At 40.1% G+C, this 17,227-nt stretch carries 13 protein-coding genes and 4 tRNA genes; 2 read left to right on the top strand and 15 right to left on the bottom strand.

The features are described from left to right. Nucleotides 1-155 precede the first annotated feature (155 nt). From lepB to L1283_RS07845, 5 genes are all read right to left on the bottom strand, one after another. Entirely contained in the window at nucleotides 156-1,724 is a 1,569-nt protein-coding gene (gene lepB, locus L1283_RS07865) for a signal peptidase I (RefSeq protein WP_088163205.1), read from the bottom strand. 16 nt (nucleotides 1,725-1,740) lie between these two features. Continuing rightward, a complete protein-coding gene (gene dapB, locus L1283_RS07860; protein WP_075994478.1) occupies nucleotides 1,741-2,484 on the bottom strand; it encodes a 4-hydroxy-tetrahydrodipicolinate reductase in 744 nt (247 codons plus the stop codon). A gap of 186 nt (nucleotides 2,485-2,670) precedes the next feature. Beyond that, the gene (locus L1283_RS07855) at nucleotides 2,671-3,393 is read right to left on the bottom strand and encodes a DUF5683 domain-containing protein (RefSeq protein WP_088163206.1); all 723 of its coding nucleotides are present in this window, start codon (nucleotides 3,391-3,393) and stop codon (nucleotides 2,671-2,673) included. 1 nt (nucleotide 3,394) lies between these two features. Further along, nucleotides 3,395-4,330 carry a ParB/RepB/Spo0J family partition protein gene (locus tag L1283_RS07850; protein WP_075994480.1) on the bottom strand — a complete coding sequence of 312 codons (936 nt, stop codon included), beginning with the start codon at nucleotides 4,328-4,330 and terminating at the stop codon, nucleotides 3,395-3,397. A gap of 1 nt (nucleotide 4,331) precedes the next feature. Further along, nucleotides 4,332-5,129: a ParA family protein gene (locus L1283_RS07845; protein WP_070561294.1), complete on the bottom strand. Its 798-nt coding sequence runs from the start codon at nucleotides 5,127-5,129 to the stop codon at nucleotides 4,332-4,334. A gap of 227 nt (nucleotides 5,130-5,356) precedes the next feature. Between L1283_RS07845 and L1283_RS07840 the strand changes: the two genes are divergently transcribed. Next, nucleotides 5,357-5,878 carry an NADPH-dependent FMN reductase gene (locus L1283_RS07840; RefSeq protein ID WP_088163207.1) on the top strand — a complete coding sequence of 174 codons (522 nt, stop codon included), beginning with the start codon at nucleotides 5,357-5,359 and terminating at the stop codon, nucleotides 5,876-5,878. 206 nt (nucleotides 5,879-6,084) lie between these two features. Here L1283_RS07840 and L1283_RS07835 read toward each other — a convergent pair whose 3' ends face one another. Further along, nucleotides 6,085-9,030: a M16 family metallopeptidase gene (locus L1283_RS07835; protein WP_088163209.1), complete on the bottom strand. Its 2,946-nt coding sequence runs from the start codon at nucleotides 9,028-9,030 to the stop codon at nucleotides 6,085-6,087. 260 nt (nucleotides 9,031-9,290) lie between these two features. Here L1283_RS07835 and L1283_RS07830 point away from each other — a divergent pair, with 260 nt between their 5' ends. Then, a complete protein-coding gene (locus tag L1283_RS07830) occupies nucleotides 9,291-10,472 on the top strand; it encodes an acyloxyacyl hydrolase (protein WP_088163210.1) in 1,182 nt (393 codons plus the stop codon). Nucleotides 10,473-10,591: 119 nt separating this feature from the next. On the opposite strand, the gene L1283_RS07825 is transcribed toward L1283_RS07830, so the two are convergent. The 9 genes from L1283_RS07825 to L1283_RS07785 all read right to left on the bottom strand — a co-directional run bounded on the left by L1283_RS07825 (nucleotide 10,592) and on the right by L1283_RS07785 (nucleotide 17,209). Next, a tRNA-Val gene (locus tag L1283_RS07825) sits at nucleotides 10,592-10,666 on the bottom strand. 35 nt (nucleotides 10,667-10,701) lie between these two features. Beyond that, a tRNA-Val gene (locus L1283_RS07820) sits at nucleotides 10,702-10,776 on the bottom strand. Nucleotides 10,777-10,785: 9 nt separating this feature from the next. After that, nucleotides 10,786-10,863 (bottom strand) — tRNA-Val (locus L1283_RS07815). A gap of 10 nt (nucleotides 10,864-10,873) precedes the next feature. Next, nucleotides 10,874-10,951: transfer RNA gene (locus tag L1283_RS07810), tRNA-Val, on the bottom strand. A 130-nt stretch (nucleotides 10,952-11,081) separates the two neighbouring features. Beyond that, nucleotides 11,082-13,151, bottom strand: coding sequence for a putative porin (locus L1283_RS07805; RefSeq protein WP_088163212.1), 2,070 nt, complete (start codon nucleotides 13,149-13,151; stop codon nucleotides 11,082-11,084). Nucleotides 13,152-13,264: 113 nt separating this feature from the next. Next, on the bottom strand, nucleotides 13,265-14,080 hold the full coding sequence (locus L1283_RS07800; protein ID WP_088163213.1) for a purine-nucleoside phosphorylase: 816 nt from the start codon (nucleotides 14,078-14,080) through the stop codon (nucleotides 13,265-13,267). A 119-nt stretch (nucleotides 14,081-14,199) separates the two neighbouring features. After that, the gene (locus L1283_RS07795) at nucleotides 14,200-15,690 is read right to left on the bottom strand and encodes a sodium:solute symporter (protein WP_088163214.1); all 1,491 of its coding nucleotides are present in this window, start codon (nucleotides 15,688-15,690) and stop codon (nucleotides 14,200-14,202) included. A 39-nt stretch (nucleotides 15,691-15,729) separates the two neighbouring features. Next, nucleotides 15,730-16,542 carry an N-acetylmuramic acid 6-phosphate etherase gene (murQ, locus tag L1283_RS07790; protein ID WP_088163216.1) on the bottom strand — a complete coding sequence of 271 codons (813 nt, stop codon included), beginning with the start codon at nucleotides 16,540-16,542 and terminating at the stop codon, nucleotides 15,730-15,732. A 22-nt stretch (nucleotides 16,543-16,564) separates the two neighbouring features. Beyond that, the gene (locus L1283_RS07785; RefSeq protein WP_286734375.1) at nucleotides 16,565-17,209 is read right to left on the bottom strand and encodes a polysaccharide deacetylase family protein; all 645 of its coding nucleotides are present in this window, start codon (nucleotides 17,207-17,209) and stop codon (nucleotides 16,565-16,567) included. Nucleotides 17,210-17,227 lie beyond the last annotated feature (18 nt).

Raw genomic sequence — 17,227 nt, 5'->3', positions numbered from 1 at the left:
TTTAACACAGCTCAGCTTAAATTCAAAGCTGTGCTTCTTTTTCTTATTCATAAAAAATGCCCCCAGAAAGTGTCTAACTTTTTGGGGGCACTGCATAAACGAAAGCCCTTTTTATTACCCTCAAAATAGCAAAACTATTGCTGAACTTGCAATTATTAATGAATTCCTTTAAAGATACGGTTCCAGCGAATTTTCGAAAGTCCTGTACCAATGTCATCCCAGCTCATCCAAGTAAATAAAGCCTTTCCGACAACATGATCTTCGGGAACAAATCCCCAGCCCCTTGAATCCAGGGAATTATGGCGATTATCACCCATCATCCAAAAGTAATCCATTTTAAACGTATAATGGTCTGCTTTCACATCATTGATATAGATCCCATCCGAACGTTTTTCTAACTTGTTATTCTCGTAAACACGGATAGCTCTTTCATAAATGGGCAGAGTCTGTGCATTTAATGCCACTGTCCATCCTTTCTTCGGGATTAAAATCGGTCCAAAATTGTCAAAATTCCATTTGTATTGTGGATCATACGGATAAGCTCCTTCTCCAACAGGATTCCTTCTGATTTCTTTGACATTCGACCAAGATTTTACAATGGCTAGTTCATCTTTTGTCATGAACAACTGATAAACGCCAGGCTGCTGATCGCCACCGACCGCTTCTATTCTCAACTCCCGTAATCTATCCATATTTAATGGGGTACCATCCGTTAATACAAGATAGTCCAATTGGCTTTCTGGAGGATCAAATCCTGGTTGATCGTTCACAAAGAGTTTAGCATCTTTCATGAAAATCTTATCGCCAGGCAATCCAACACAGCGTTTAATATAGTTCTCCCTCTTATCGATAGGTCTTGCCTGAATTGTAAACTGAGAATTGATAGTCTGCCAACCATAAACTCGAACAAGATCATAATAACTTGAATTTTGGTTTTCAAGCGCGACAGTGTCACCCGCAGGAAAATTGAAAACAACGACATCATTACGTTCAATTTTTTGAAATCCTGGCAAACGTTTATAAGGAAGCTCAATCAATTCAGAATATGCTTTTCCGCCAGTGATGGGCATCGTATGATGCGCAAAAGGAAAGGCAATCGGCGTATTAGGAACACGGGGGCCATAATTTAACTTGCTCACAAATAAGAAATCCCCGATCAACAAGGTACGCTCCATAGATCCTGTTGGAATCATATAAGCTTCAATCAGGAAGCCACGAATAAGCGATGCCGCTACGGTTGCAAATACAATGGCATCTGCCCATTCGCGTACCATCGATTTCTTGTACGGATATTTAATTTTATATTCTTTATAAGATTCGAGTGCAATTTCGGCACGCTTCTCTTCAGTCAATTCAAGACCTTCTTGGCTTGCAGCCTTTAAATTCTTAGCATATAAGCCATTCAAAAAACGTACGTTATTGTCCTTTGCCCACATTGGCAGAACAATAAAAGGTACTAAAACTGCAGCAGCATTCTCCCAAAAACGGCGTTTTCCAAAGCAATGGATAAAATCAAGGTAAAGATTATAGAAAACAAAGACATTGACAATCGGTACGAGCAATAAAACTACCCACCATGTAGGTCTTCCTGTCAATTTCGCCTGAATATACTGGCTATAAAAAGGTACGATTGCTTCCCAGCCATTTCTGCCAGCTTTAACAAACAATTGCCACAGTCCATATCCCGATATTGCTGTTAAAACCGCAAATATAATTAAGCCCATAATCTACTTATTAATACTATTTATTAAAATCAAAAATTTCAGTAACCTGATAGAAACCTTTTTTGCCATTCAACCATTCAGCAGCAACTACAGCTCCTAAGGCAAATCCATCGCGGCTATGTGCGGTATGCTTAAACTCTATTTGGTCAACCTCAGAACTATAAAGTACCGTATGTGTTCCCGGAACCTCTTCGATACGATGACTTTCAATTAAAAGCTCCTGTGGTTTTGGAATAATTTCATCCTGATCACCAATAACCGTATTCACCCAGTTGGTTTTCACATCGCTATTATCCAATATCCCCTCAGCAATCGTAATTGCTGTACCACTAGGTGCATCCAGTTTGTGAATGTGATGTATCTCCTCTACCTGGACATCATATTGTTTGTACGGCTGTAAGGCCTTCGCCAACATTCTATTGATATGGAAGAATACATTCACTCCGATGGAAAAGTTAGATCCATACAAAATGGAACCATCAGCCTCCAAACACTTCGCCTTAACTTCCTCCAGTTGATCATACCAACCGGTTGTTCCGACGACAATAGGTACACCTGCCTCAAGGCAAAGATTCATATTATCCAGTGCCGCGAAAGGTACACTAAAGTCTATTGCGACATCAGCCCCTTTGATATCATCAGCAGTCAGGTTAGGACGATTATGTTCATCGACAACTAAAAAAATTTGATGGCCTCTTTTCAGTGCGTATCTTTCGATAATCTGCCCCATTTTGCCATATCCCAAGAGAATGATGTTCATATATTTAGAAAAAAAAGTATAGTTTATTTTTAAAATTAAAAAATTCCAATGAAATACCCATGTTTAAAAACCACAAACATCAATCTGAACGAGCAGTGTATATGCAATATTCACTAAAAGACAAATTAGATAAACCCTGATCAACAATCATTTCCAATCGAAATATCCACCTTAGGAATACGGAAGTTAATTGAATTTCATGGTTAATTTAAGTCCTACAGTAGGTTTAAATGAATAAGTTCCCGACGCGAGACTCGCATCCATTAAAGTAGGTCCAATTAAGAAAGCAGTCTTTTTGGGTTTATCGTCGCCAATGCTCCAGCGATATTTAAGCATCGAGTCAATATAAGCCTCTGCGACATTCAGGCCATAAACACCTAACGTAAGTAGCACCATGAGGTCTCGATTTCGCCGCGCATTATCTTTTGCTCGGATGATAGATTGGTCTGAGATTCCGATGTAATAAGGATCAATAGGCTTACCAAGAGCTTTGTCCTGTAACACCCCCAGTAATTCCTTATAATAACGGTTATTAAAATCAAAAACAAGTACGGTTGTTATTAAGCCACCATAGATTGCAGGCACTTTTATCCACCAAACGCCACCGTTGGTATATTGTCCCCAGCCTGGAAGGACCAAAGAACGTTTCCAAGCCTGTTTATTTTTTGCTTCAATAGCCAAGCGTGTCGAATCCTTGAATACAACCTTCTCTTTCGCCTTAGCCTCCTCCTTCTCCCGTTTTTTACGTTCCTTCCGAGATTCCTTCTTTACGGTATCCTGTACCGATTTTTGCTTTATGCTATCTATTTTGACGGGTGTTATTTGTTTCTTAGGAATTGTATCCACAGTCTGTCCATGTACCACCGACAGTGCAAACACCGCAAATATCAAGCTTATTAACTTGGCCATATTACCAATCTAACAATTCAAGAATGCGACTTAAATCATCTTCCGATTCAAAAGGAATCTCAATTGCTCCTTTTCCTTTTGTACTCTTCAGATTCAATTTGACACGAGAAGAAAATTTCGAAGCCAGATCATCTTCAATCTTCTGCAATTGAAAAGACATCGGAGCTTTATCTTTCCCGGCTTTTTTCTTACCGCCTTTTTGTAACTCACGAACCAACTCCTCCGCCTTACGAACGGATAAACCTTGATCAATAATCAACTTAAAGATATAAAGCTGTTTATCAACCTCAGGAATATTAATCAAGGCACGAGCATGTCCCATGGTCAATGCTCCATCACGTATTGCCGCTTGAATGACAGGTGGGAGTTTTAATAAACGGAGATAATTTGTAACAGTAGAACGGTTTTTACTGACTCGCTCCCCCAATTCTTCCTGTTTTAGATTACATTCCTCAATCATGCGCTGAAAGCTCAAGGCTACTTCAATCGCATTTAGGTTCTCCCGCTGAATATTCTCAATCAGGGCCATTTCCAGCATCTGCTGGTCGTTGGCGGTACGGATATACGCTGGGATTTCGGTAATACCGGCCAAGCGAGAAGCGCGGAGACGTCGCTCCCCGGAGATCAACTGATAATTACCGTCCGAAATTTTACGTACGGTAATCGGCTGAATTAATCCTTGTAAAATAATTGATTCCGATAACTCCTGTAAGGCAACCGGATCAAATTCCGTACGCGGCTGAAAAGGGTTGACAGATATTTCTTCTACACGAACATGGCTGATACTGCCATTCTCTTTTGTTGTTTTTACAGCAGTTGATGTAACTAGAGGAGCCTCTTCCACTTGCTGATTACTTTTAGCAGGAACTTCTACACTATCGTTTAATAGCGCACCTAAACCTCTTCCCAGTCCTGTTTTACGCTGATGTGCTGCCATATTATGCGGTTACTGTTTTATTCATTTCATTAAGATGCCCGTTTTTCTGTAAAATCTCGCGTGCCAAATTCAAATAATTAATTGCCCCTTTGCAGGACGCATCATGCATGATAACAGAAATTCCAAAGCTTGGAGCTTCGCTCAAACGGGTATTTCGCTGAATAATCGTATCAAAAACTAAATCTGTGAAATGTGTTTTTACTTCCTCGACCACCTGATTTGACAATCTTAAACGAACATCATACATGGTCAACAAAATTCCTTCGATCTCCAAACTTGTATTTAAACGGTTTTGAACGATTTTAATTGTGTTCAACAACTTACCAAGTCCTTCTAGGGCAAAGTATTCGCACTGTACCGGAATGATGACTGAGTCTGAAGCAGATAGTGCATTGATTGTAATTAAGCCTAAGGAAGGCGAACAATCGATGATAATAAAATCATAATCCTGTTTCACCTGATCCAAGATCTTTTTCATCTTGTACTCCCTTTCGTGCATATTGATCATCTCAATTTCTGCCCCAACCAAATCAATATGAGCGGGTAAAAGATCCAAATTTGGTGTTTCTGTTGATTGAATCGCCTCACGAGGATCCAAATCATTTACCAAACATTCGTATACACTTGCGCTGATTGTACGAGGGTCAAAGCCAATCCCAGAAGTAGAGTTTGCTTGGGGATCTGCATCGACCAACAATGTTTTATATTCTAAAACCGCCAAACTAGCCGCCAAATTAATTGACGTTGTGGTTTTTCCGACCCCACCCTTTTGATTTGCGATTGCAATTACTTTTCCCATCTTGAATGAAAACCTTTCTTAATTAAAATGTCTTTTTATACTACATTTCACTTTTTTGAAGATCAATTTGCCAAATTTTTTATCCGTAATTCAAATTAACAAAACAAATTCAGCATATTTCGTACTTTTGATTGATCGAAAGCACATATCCTCAGGATGCTAAGATACAAAAAATCAAGATATGTATCCACTTTGAAACTGCGCTTTTTATAAGTATCAACAACACAATGATTTTAATAATATCCGGAACAAACCGTCCCAATAGTAAGACGTTAAAAATAGCAAAGTGCTACCAGCAATTACTTGACCGTAAGTCAATTGAAAGTGACATCTTTTCGTTGGAAGATCTACCAGCAAACATTTTAGAAACAGATCTTTATGGCAAAAGAAGTACAGCATTTGAACCTATCCAAGAAAAGATCAGTAAAGCGGATCTGTTTATTTTTATCGCACCAGAATACAACGGAAGTATACCAGGAGCGCTCAAGCTTTTTATCGATTGCTGCACTTTTCCGATCAGCTTTTATCACAAGAAAGTTGCATTGGTCGGACTATCTTCGGGACGCTATGGCAACCTCCGCGGCATCGATCATCTGACCGGCATATGCCACTACTTAAGAATGCACGTGCTTCCCCTCAAGATCTTTCTACCCAATGTTCAGAACGAACTGAATGATGAAGGGCAGTTATTCAAAGAAGATACGCTGCAATTTATCAACGAACAGATTGAGGAGATTATCCGGTTTTAATACGCTAGTTTTAGTAGCCACGATAGCGAATTCACCCTAAAACTAATCCTACTCACGAACAGTGAAACAAGGATTCTGTAGCGTGAAACAAGCATAAAAAAACAAAGGGCATCACAAAACCTGATACAAAAAAAGCCTCCGGCAAACACCGGAGGCTTTTTTAATTTCATACGCTAATCTAATTCTGAAGACAAGCCATCCGGGATCTAATAGCCGAAGATCTCTTTAAGATCCAGCTTTTTAACCTCGCCCAGTTTCGCAAGATCTTCTGGCTTAAGACTTTCTTCCTTCGCTACAATACAGTAAACGTACGGCTTTTGACTCATTTCTTTCTTGTGGAAAGTATTTAGATCGCCATAAGTTAATTTTGGCGCTTGCTCATAGACAACTTTACGAATATCAGTTGCATTTCCCAAACGTTGTGCAGCCAGATAACTACCTAAGATAGAAGCATTCAATACACGTTCACTGGCAATTGATTTTTCCAGACTTACTTTAGCAATATCCAGCCCCTTAGCACTTTCTGGCAACACATCCAGCAACTCATTCATGCCTTTAATCGCATCGTTAAATTTATCGGCCTGCGTCCCAACATAGGCTCCAACAGTATAGTGATTTTCCTTTTTATAAGGCTGTCCGTAATAAGCATAAGTTGAATAAGCCAATGCTTTTGATTCACGGATAGTCTGGAAGACAATACTTCCCATTCCGCCACCAAAGTAATTATTAAACAATGAAACAGTTGGTGTTAAGGCACTGTTGTATACTCCTGAACTTCTATACCAAAACACTTCAGCCTGCTTCATATCAAAATTAGCAAAAAGGACCTGGTTCTTGCTTGTTGGCAATTCTGCAAACACGACCGCCTTTTTCGCCTGAACATACTCTCCAGCACCTTGTTTCAAAGGTTTCGCTTTCGCTACAAATTCCGAGGCAGTTAACGGGCCAAAATAAAGCATCGTATGTTTCATATTAGCCAAATCGTGCAATGCCTTCACCAAATCCTCCGCTTTTAAAGCATCCAATTCCGCATCTGTAAACACATTATTAAACGGATTTTTAGCGCCATATTTAGCATAAGATTTTAGGCCTTCCATGATCGCGCCCTTGTTTTCTTTCGCATTTGCTCTCGCTTTTTTAAGACGGGCAATATACATTTTGAAAGCCTCCTGATCAGCAACACAATTACGCAACAAATCCTGAATCAAGTTCAATGTAGCCGTAAAGTTGGAATTCAAACCTGAAATCGACACCATGGTTTCCTCATTTCCTGCAGACACCGAAAAATCAGAAGCCAATTGATAGAAATCCTTGCTGAATTGCTCACTGGATTTGTCTTTTGTACCCAAAAACTCAAGATAGCCCGCAGCCAATGAAAGTAACTTATTGCTCCATTTTCCACCATCAAAACGATAAGACAGCGAAAACAGCTCATTATCTGAGTTCTTTACAGCAAGTACTGGTAAACCGTTCGCTGTAGCTTTCTGAATATCTTTATTATAATCGACCCATACCGGTTGGATTTTATCCTCTGGCATTGCTTCAACCCGCTTCAAGAACTCAGACTGGTCATCACGATTCACCGTTACAGGAGTAATCTCAGGTTTAACAACTTTAACAACATTATTATCAACGCCCTTACGCTTATAAACAACTACATAATTATTGTCATTCAAGTATTTGTTAGCAAAATCCACTACATCTTGCTTGGTGATTTTATTCAATTCATCCGAATAGCCCACAACAGACGCCCAATCCTGACCCGAAGTAAAGGCATCCATCAATGATTCAGCCCGGTCACCATAACTTTCATTCTGTTTGATTTCATCTTTCTTCGCGTTGTTGACAATGGCTGTAATCAAATCATCCGAGAATTCACCTTTTCTCAATTTCGCCAATTCTTGCAACAGCAGCTGTTGCACCTCTTCCAAGCTCTGTCCCTGACCAGGATTACCCTGCAACAGGAGCAAAGAGTAGTCTTTTAACACATAAGGAAAAGCACCTGCACCTAATAATTTTTGATTCTTCACCAAATCCAGATCAATCAAACCAGCAGAACCATTTGTCAAGATCTGACTCATCAGATTAAGCATACGGGCATCCTTTGTCGCAGCCCCAGGAAAACGGAATCCCATTAACATAAATTCAGCATCCGGACCTTTAACCTCGCGGACAACAGGAGTTAAAATTGGTTTCTCCGCATCAAAAGTATAGGCCGGAACTTCTTTCGCCTGCATAAAAGCAAAAGTCTTATCCACCTTTTTCACCACCTCGGTAGGATCAAAATCCCCCGACATTATCACCCCCATATTATTAGGGACATAATAGGTATGAAAATATTCACGAATCGCTTTCAAAGACGGATTTTTAAGGTGCTCTACCGTACCAATTGTCGTCTGCTTTCCGTAATTATTATTGGGAAACGCTGCTGAAAACATCGACTCCACAGCCTTACGATTATCTTTATCCAAGCTGATATTTTTCTCTTCATATACAGCTTCCAGCTCAGTATGGAACAGACGCAATACCGGATATCTAAACCGTTCTGCCTGTACAGCAAGGTACTTATCCATTACATTACTAGGAATTTGCTCCTGATAAACAGTCTGCTCAAATGAAGTGAAAGCATTGGTACCTTCCGCTCCCATTGATGCCATCAATTTATCATACTCATTCGCAATAGCATATTTCGCAGCTTCTCCAGATACTTTATCGATTTCCTTATAGATTGCTTTCCGTTCGGTTTCGTCTGTTGTACCATTGTATTTCTCATAGAGCGCATCAATCTGATCTAACAAAGGTTTCTCCTTTGCCCAGTCTTTAGAGCCAAATTTATCCGTTCCTTTGAACAACATATGCTCGAGGTAATGAGCCAAACCGGTGTGATCTTTCGGATCTGTTTTACTCCCCGCCTTTGTTGCAATGTAAGTTTGAATACGTGGTTCTTTTTTGGTCGGACTCAAAATCACAGTTAAGCCATTTTTTAGCTTATAAAACCGTGAATGTGTAGGATCGTTGGTTACATACTTGTAGGTGTACCCCCCCTCAGATGCTTCTTTCCAATCAAATTTGGTGTTTTGGGCAAACAAAGCACCCCCTGCTGTTGTTAGTGCAAACGTAACAGCAGTAATTCTAAATAGGTTTTTAATCATATTTCCTTTTTCTTTTCACTTCAAACTTAGATAAATTGCTTTTTATATGCAATACAATTAAAGACATAAACAATAATTATTTACCCATTTGAGATCCTGATGGTTAAGCCGCCCAGTTTCTCTCGCCACTAACCGACAAGATGTGGCTGAAAAATGGCATTTTTTACATCTAGATTTCGCTACTGTTTAAATACTATTGTTACAATGATATATCATTCTTATTTTTGCAAAAATTTTAAAAAACGCTAACGTTTTATTTCATGAGATCAAGAATACTTGCTTTTGTGGCCCTGGCACTACTCTCCTTTCGTGCCACTGCACAGGTCACACCCCGAATAGAGAATCCGAAAGACACTTTACAAAGCCGTACCCCAGCCAAGACGAGACTTATATTTCAACTTGAACATGAAAGCGGGGGCGAACTCAAATTCAATGAGCGCTCCAAAGAAACCCTTGCTGACTCATACTATAGTGGACTAAATTTCAGAGTCGGTTTTCAAACTCAGTTTCAAGACTCATTAAAGAGCATTTACAATGAAATATACAACTATCCGATATACGGCATCGGAATCTACAGTAGTACTTTTGGTCAGGAACACCTCGGACGACCTTTCGCGGCCTATGGCTTTGTCGCCATTCCCATTAGACCAAAAGTAAACTCGAGGTGGAATTTCAACTATCGGATTGCACTCGGTCTCTCTGGCAGATTCAACCCCTATAATGAAGAAGACAATCCTTTCAACCTACTTATTGGCAGCAAAAACAATGTATTTATTGATCTTGGACTTCAGGCCAACTACCGTCTAAATAAAAACTTCCAGGTTGGGGCCGGCGCAGCCTTTCATCACTTCAGCAATGGAGCCCTGGCATTACCGAACACCGGGATAAACCTCGTCCCCTTGAGCCTATCTGTTTCGTATACACCAACAAACAAACCTTTTGATTACAGAAAAACAAGTATTCCACAACTGGAGAAAACAGAGGAACTCCATTTCAACTATGCCTTTGGCTTCAAACAGATTGACCGCGAACACGATGGCCAATATTTTAAATCTACATTAGGCGCATACTACAGCAGGCATTTCGGCTACAAATGGCGGCTTGGCGCTGGGTTCGATGCATTTTATTCAGCTAGCGGAAACGATGAGAAGGTTGCCGGCGATCAAGCCGGGAAATTCTCAGCCCTATTTTCTTACGGCCCAGCATTCTACATTGATCATGTGTTAAATTCACGTCTATACATCAACGGAAATGTAGGAGTCTACCTTCATCGCAACGAATTCAATGGCGAAAGCATGCCCGTGTATTTAAGAGCAGGTGTACGTTATAAAGTATACAAAGATTTCTTTGCCGGTGTTTCCATTAAAGCCCATGGCGGTAAAGCTGATTTTATTGAATGGACGACAGGTTACGGAATTAAACTAGGTAAGAAACGGAAATAGTAAGAAAATAAACGCGAGGGATTCCCGAGACAGATTGAATACCGGATCGGGGACTTTCAAATTTACAGCGCATTCAGCCCATAAAAAAAAGCGTTCATGAAGAACGCTTTTTTTTATCGTGGGGATTACTGGGTTCGAACCAGTGACCCCTACCTTGTCGAGGTAGTGCTCTAAACCAGCTGAGCTAAACCCCCTAACGAAAAAAAAGCACCATTTGATGATGCTTTTGTGGAGGCTACAGGATTCGAACCTGTGACCCTCTGCTTGTAAGGCAGATGCTCTGAACCAGCTGAGCTAAGCCTCCGTTTTGGATTGGTGGAGAATACTGGATTCGAACCAGTGACCCTCTGCTTGTAAGGCAGATGCTCTGAACCAGCTGAGCTAATTCTCCGACTTTTGTATGGTGGAGGCTACAGGATTCGAACCTGTGACCCTCTGCTTGTAAGGCAGATGCTCTGAACCAGCTGAGCTAAGCCTCCATACTTTTTTAAAGAACGCCGTTCCCTAATTGCGTGTGCAAATATAGCTTAAAAATTCTATTCTCAAAATTATTTTATAAGATTTTATGCCTTTAATATCACAACAAGCTAAGAAACACCGAAATAATTTTTAATCATAGAACTTCCAAGAAATACCAAACCTAAAATTAGCACTATTCATCGGATAACGTCTGACCGTATAGTAACCATGCGGATAGAAGTTCTGATTTAAAAAATTATAACTCAAAAACATATTTACCCGTTGTATATTCGCTGTAATCCATAAATCCATGATCGGATATGTCGAAAACTCAATCTGTTTGTAAGCATTGTAAAACTGTCCTGTCCCAATCGAATAATTCGGATTGGCATAGGGTGTGTTGAACTTTGCGTCCAGACCGATACTATAATCAATAACTTTATAAAACAGGTTACTGTAATACAAACTATGCCAGGTATACAGCTCCGGAACAGCCAGTGTGTTCTGTTGATCTGTCTTTTGATAGACCACAAGATTATCGAAGGTAAAATGGTTTAATTTAAATTTTTGTCCAACGGTTACCTTTAACAAATTAGCTTTATCCAATTGTGCAGGAACAATCCATTTATCTTTCTTCGGATCGTTCTGTGGATTGGACAACTCTTCGAAATAGGTATAATTGTTCATCAGAAAATACTCCACCTTGCCATGGAAACCAAGCATCGGATTGGCATATTGAAAACCCAGATTCTGAATTTTCGTCTTTTTAAGATCTAAATCATTCCATTTTCCGTAGGTATAATTCAAATTCTCGAAAACCATCTCCGGGGATTTGTTCTGTGAATAAGCTGACAACGTCACCTTTCCGATTTTATCCCCCATCGAGATATCCGCTTTAGCTTCATACAAGAAATCTCCAAAGTTGTGGCCAAATACGATTTGATTCGCTTTTAAACTAAAATCAAGTCGATCTGAAAACTTATACCCTAATTCACCTTTCACGATCCCGTTCTGATAAAAACGATCAAATGTCGTGCTATCCGGCAGCTTCTTCAGCGGCTGTGGATAAGCTGAAGTATTATTATAATACCGCATGGAGTCCAACTGATTCTGCTCTACCCAGTTCATATCGTGCTGAAAAGCCAAATTCAACTTTGCCTCGTTCTTAAAGACCGACTTTCCTCTGAGAAAAAAGTTATATTCAAATTCATTGGAAACATTCGTGATCAGCGTCTTATCATTGTTTAGCGCCAATGCCCTATTATTGTATGGCAAAGCTGCATTTTGGTCATCCATGTTCTTGAAGAAACTATAAGTCTGCCTTCGGATGCGGGTATTATGTGCCATGCTATTCGTTGGACGGATCTCCATCGTAGGCTTACCTTTATCGATCGTATCCAATCGCCCCAAATAAAGTGACTGTCTCAGGAAAAATGAATTATCCCACCATTTAGACCGAGGTATATTTGTATTACTCGCATCATAGAATTTTGGTATAAATCGGTCCGGCGATTGTCTATTTCCAGGCGCAAATGGAAGATCTTCCGTAATAGAACCATTCTCCATGGCATCCAAACGATTAAATACCCCATTGATCAACAAATTATAGCGATTATTTTTTGATTCATACCAGGATGCCACCGAAGCTTTTAAATCGGAGTAATTCTGTCCAAGGTAAAATCCATCCGTTTTGGTGGAATGGAAATCGACATTCATATTCCATTGGGAATTGATATTCTGGGCCACCCGAGCTCTAAAAACCTGATCATTAAAAAAGAATCCTACCGCAGACAATTCGGAGTACCTCGCACGGGCCCTAAAATATTGGACCGAATCGGGGTTCAATAAATAACGTTCCAATGCTGTAAAACCAGACTGAAAGCCAATGGTCTTTTTAGGCTGGAACAATAGATCCCGTGTGGCAAGCCCATAGGCTCCAAGGTTCACACTGGGATTCCAGGGTAAATTCTGCGGATTATAATATTGATAATTATGATGTGACGTATCAATCTGCCGTGTATAAGTGCCTTTTTTTAGCATATCCAACGTTGCATATCGGATATACTTTGCAGACAGGATAACAGAATCCTTCTTTCCATCCTCCTTGGCTCTCGCCGAATCCAATGCACTGCTCCAATCCTCTTTGCTCTGCGCAATAACATCCACGGAATAAATAAATAAAACACACCATGCGGCAAGTATGCGTACGATCAACTTCATCTAAAATTATATAAAAACCAAAAAAGCTAAATTCACCTGAATGAACCAATTACACTTCACCCCACACAAATCCAACAACCTTCTCCCTCACCGGTGTTACATGAAGATGCAATTTATTGCAAAGCTATTAATTCTTTCAAAATTAATGTCATTTTAGGTTCCGCTTTCTCCGCAACAGCGACAATTTCCTGCAACGAGACAGGTTTAAGTTGTTCATGAAAGCCCTCATCCGTAACAACAGAAATAGCAAATACCGGAAGAGCCATATGATTAGCGACAATAACTTCAGGAACGGTACTCATGCCCACTACATCGCCACCAATAAGCCGCATATAGCGATACTCAGCTTTTGTCTCCAAATTTGGACCTGCAGAAGAAACATAAACAACTTTTCGCGCAGCAATAGCATGTTTGGCTGCAATTTCAAGAGCCTGCTCGATCATCTTTCGGTTATAAGGCTCACTCATATCCGGAAATCGTGGTCCAAACTCAGCCAAATTTTGTCCGCGAAGCGGATTATCCGGCAATAAATTGATATGATCTTCAATAATTCCAAGGTCACCTTTTTTCACATCAGGATTCAGGGATCCCGCAGCGTTGGAAACAAACAATTTCTGCACCCCCAAAACCTTCATGATCCGGATCGGAAATGTAATCTGCTGCATATCATAACCTTCATAGTAATGCAACCTTCCCTGCATAGCGACCACATTGCGTCCGCTCAACTTTCCAAAAATAAGCTTACCAGAATGAAATTCAACAGTTGAAATAGGGAAATTAGGTATATTGGAATACATCAGCTGATACTCGACTTCAATTTCATCAACCAATTTACCTAAACCAGTACCTAGGATGATACCGAATTCTGGAGCAAAATCTCCAATTTTTCTACGGATAAATTCCGTAGTCTCATTTATGCTATGATACATACGTACAGAAAAACTAAGTATATCAAACTTAACTTAATTTTTCTGTACGTACAAATCAAAATCAATACTTGTATTTACATCTTCTCACCAATGGAGAAACTTTTTATAACCAAATTACATTAATTGTGGGACAATGCTTTTTCACTTGCTTTACCTGGAGAACTGATCAAAAGCATCACAAACGTGATAAAACCATTTATAATGATCAAATCCAATCCGATAACATACGGTGTGTACACCTCAATAACATAGGTTTTAAGCAAAAATAATACGGTAGGCGAAAGCACACAGATATAGGGCACAGCCTTATCCCGCACGGCATATTTTGTGAATATTCCAAAAACGAATAAACCCAACAAAGGTCCGTACGTATAACTCGCCGCAGTAAAGATTGCATTGACGACCGAATCATCGTTGATCAGCTTAAAGACCAAAATAACCAACAACATCACAATGGAAAAACCAAAATGCACATAGTTACGCTGTTTGATCAGCGCTGGATCATTGGGATTTTCTTTTTTATTGAAGTTTAAAAAGTCTACGCAGAAAGATGTCGTTAGGGCAGTCAGCGCACTATCTGTGGTTGCAAAAGTCGCCGCCGTCAATCCCATCATAAAGATGATTGCAGGAACAATAGCCAAGTGGTTTAATGCAATTTCTGGATACAAATAGTCGCGTGTTGCCAGTTGAGTGACATCAATCCCGTTTTTAGCCGCATAGATATACAGCAAAGCACCGACAGCTAAAAAGAAAATATTAATGACCACAAAAACACTTGTAAACGTAATCATGTTCTTTTGGGCTTCTTTAATGGTCCCCATCGATAAGTTCTTTTGCATCAGATCCTGATCAAGCCCCGTCATTGCAATGGTCACAAAAATCCCTCCCAAGAATTGTTTCCAAAAATTTGCTTTACTGCCAACAAAATCATCCCAGAAAAAGATCTTAGAGTAACTACTTTCTTTCACAGCCTCGAAAGTATCCACAATACCAAAATCTAATCCTTTTGCCATAAAATAAATGGAAAGAATTACTGCAGTCACTAAAAAGGTAGTCTGTAGGGTATCTGTTACAATGATCGTCTTTAAACCACCCTTATTTGTATACATCCAGATTAACACCAAACATATAACGACCGTAATAGCGAAAGGCACATTCCAGGCATCGAAAATAAAATGCTGCAATACGATTGCCACCAAGTAAAGACGAAATGCCGAACCGATCGTACGGGAAACCAAAAAAATAGCAGCACCTGTTTTGTACGTGGTGTGCCCAAAACGTTCTTCCAAATAGGTATAGATGGAAGTCAAATTCATTCTATAATAGAGCGGAAGCAATACATAGGCAATAATGACAAAACCAACGGCGTTCCCAAGAACAAATTGAAAATAGCTAAATTCAGACGCACCGACTGCGCCGGGAACCGAAATAAAAGTTACACCGGAGAGCGCGGTACCGATCATCCCAAAGGCGACCATATACCATTTAGAGTTCCGGTTTGCGACAAAAAAAGTAGAGTTATCGGAAGCCCCCTTCGACGTGAAGTGAGCTACAGCAAGCAGAACTGCAAAATAGATTATTATAAAAGATAATAATATTACTGGTGACATAGTTTGTTTTTAAAATAGGTGATTTTTAGTAGGTTATACTCAATGGGTAGCCTGATAAGCTTCAATTGCCTGTCTTACATTACCAAATTGTTCAAGTAAAGCCGCAGCCTCTTCTTCCAGCGCCCCGGTTTGATCCATAATGATACGTACACCACGACCGACCAGCTTATGGTTTGACAATTGCATATCGACCATCTTATTCCCTTTTACCCTACCCAATTGGATCATCACTGCAGTACTGAACATATTTAAAACAAGTTTCTGTGCTGTACCCGATTTCATCCGCGTAGACCCAGTAACAAATTCTGGCCCAACAATGACTTCAATCGGATACTGCGCTACTTCAGCAATCGGAGAACCCCCATTACAGACAATACATCCTGTCACAAGTCCTTTCTCGTTTGCCGTTTTTAATCCACCAATAACATAAGGTGTAGTTCCTGAGGCCGCAATACCGATAACAACATCGTTTTCATCAATATCATACGCTTCCATATCTTTCCAGGCTTGCTCCAGATCATCTTCTGCAAATTCGACTGCTTTTCTAATTGCAGTATCACCACCAGCAATCAGTCCAATGATCCATTCAAATGGAACGCCGTAAGTCGGAGGTAATTCTGACGCATCCAACACGCCCAAACGACCACTTGTACCAGCGCCGATATAAAAAGTTCGACCACCAGCCTTCATTTTCTCCACAGTCACTTTGACCAATGCTTCAATCTGAGGGATAGCCTGCTCTACAGCAAGTGGCACAGATTTATCCTCATTATTGATATTTGTCAATAACTCATGCACAGACATCTTGTCTAAATCCTGATAATTCGAATCTTTCTCCGTTGTATTTACCATTATTAGTATATATTGTATTTCTTTATTTCAATAAATCGGGCACATCCACAAGTTGATACCCTTTCCCCTTTAATATGCTAATGATATCATCCAAATGATGATACAGTTTATCTTTCCGACGATCATCGGTTCCCATGTGAATCAATATCAGAAATCCATTGAGCCCATATCGAGTTTCGTAAGACCAGAGATTGTCGAGAATCGCTGCCGACGATACATAACGAGCACCCATTTCTGGATAGGTATAATCAGCCGCAGTCCGTATTCCTGGTGTATAATTAATCGAATGTAGACCAACTACTTTTGCCCAATCGACTGTTTCACTATTATACCATTCATAAGAAGGAATATAATAGGAAAGCGGCTCTCTTTGAACGCCCACGCGTTCCAGAGCTTTCAGATTTGCCTTTAGATCAGCGACAAAAGAGTCACGCTTCACCAAAAGAACATCCCTACTCCCCCAGTCACTCACCAGAAGATGTTTATCCGAATGCCCCGAAACCATATGACCATCGTTTAACATCTGACGGACATACGGCTCAAAATCTGGCGTTCTGAGATAATCACCTGTCAGGAAAAAAGAGCCTTTAACGCCATTATGTTTTAGACTCGTCAATATCTCAGCTGTACCTTCAGATAAATCATGACCAGTAAACACCAGAGCCACCTGCCGCTTTGTCGAGTC

The sequence above is a fragment of the Sphingobacterium sp. HSC-15S19 genome, from assembly GCF_050433745.1.
In the GTDB taxonomy this organism is placed as follows: domain Bacteria; phylum Bacteroidota; class Bacteroidia; order Sphingobacteriales; family Sphingobacteriaceae; genus Sphingobacterium; species Sphingobacterium siyangense.
This window is presented reverse-complemented; position numbering and strand designations above follow the sequence as displayed.

Coding starts and splice junctions, on each gene's coding strand:
- lepB (WP_088163205.1), bottom strand. CDS start 1,724: ATGGGCTTAATTATATTTGCGGTTTTAACAGCAATATCGGGATATGGA.
- dapB (WP_075994478.1), bottom strand. CDS start 2,484: ATGAACATCATTCTCTTGGGATATGGCAAAATGGGGCAGATTATCGAA.
- L1283_RS07855 (WP_088163206.1), bottom strand. CDS start 3,393: ATGGCCAAGTTAATAAGCTTGATATTTGCGGTGTTTGCACTGTCGGTG.
- L1283_RS07850 (WP_075994480.1), bottom strand. CDS start 4,330: ATGGCAGCACATCAGCGTAAAACAGGACTGGGAAGAGGTTTAGGTGCG.
- L1283_RS07845 (WP_070561294.1), bottom strand. CDS start 5,129: ATGGGAAAAGTAATTGCAATCGCAAATCAAAAGGGTGGGGTCGGAAAA.
- L1283_RS07840 (WP_088163207.1), top strand. CDS start 5,357: ATGATTTTAATAATATCCGGAACAAACCGTCCCAATAGTAAGACGTTA.
- L1283_RS07835 (WP_088163209.1), bottom strand. CDS start 9,030: ATGATTAAAAACCTATTTAGAATTACTGCTGTTACGTTTGCACTAACA.
- L1283_RS07830 (WP_088163210.1), top strand. CDS start 9,291: ATGAGATCAAGAATACTTGCTTTTGTGGCCCTGGCACTACTCTCCTTT.
- L1283_RS07805 (WP_088163212.1), bottom strand. CDS start 13,151: ATGAAGTTGATCGTACGCATACTTGCCGCATGGTGTGTTTTATTTATT.
- L1283_RS07800 (WP_088163213.1), bottom strand. CDS start 14,080: ATGTATCATAGCATAAATGAGACTACGGAATTTATCCGTAGAAAAATT.
- L1283_RS07795 (WP_088163214.1), bottom strand. CDS start 15,690: ATGTCACCAGTAATATTATTATCTTTTATAATAATCTATTTTGCAGTT.
- murQ (WP_088163216.1), bottom strand. CDS start 16,542: ATGGTAAATACAACGGAGAAAGATTCGAATTATCAGGATTTAGACAAG.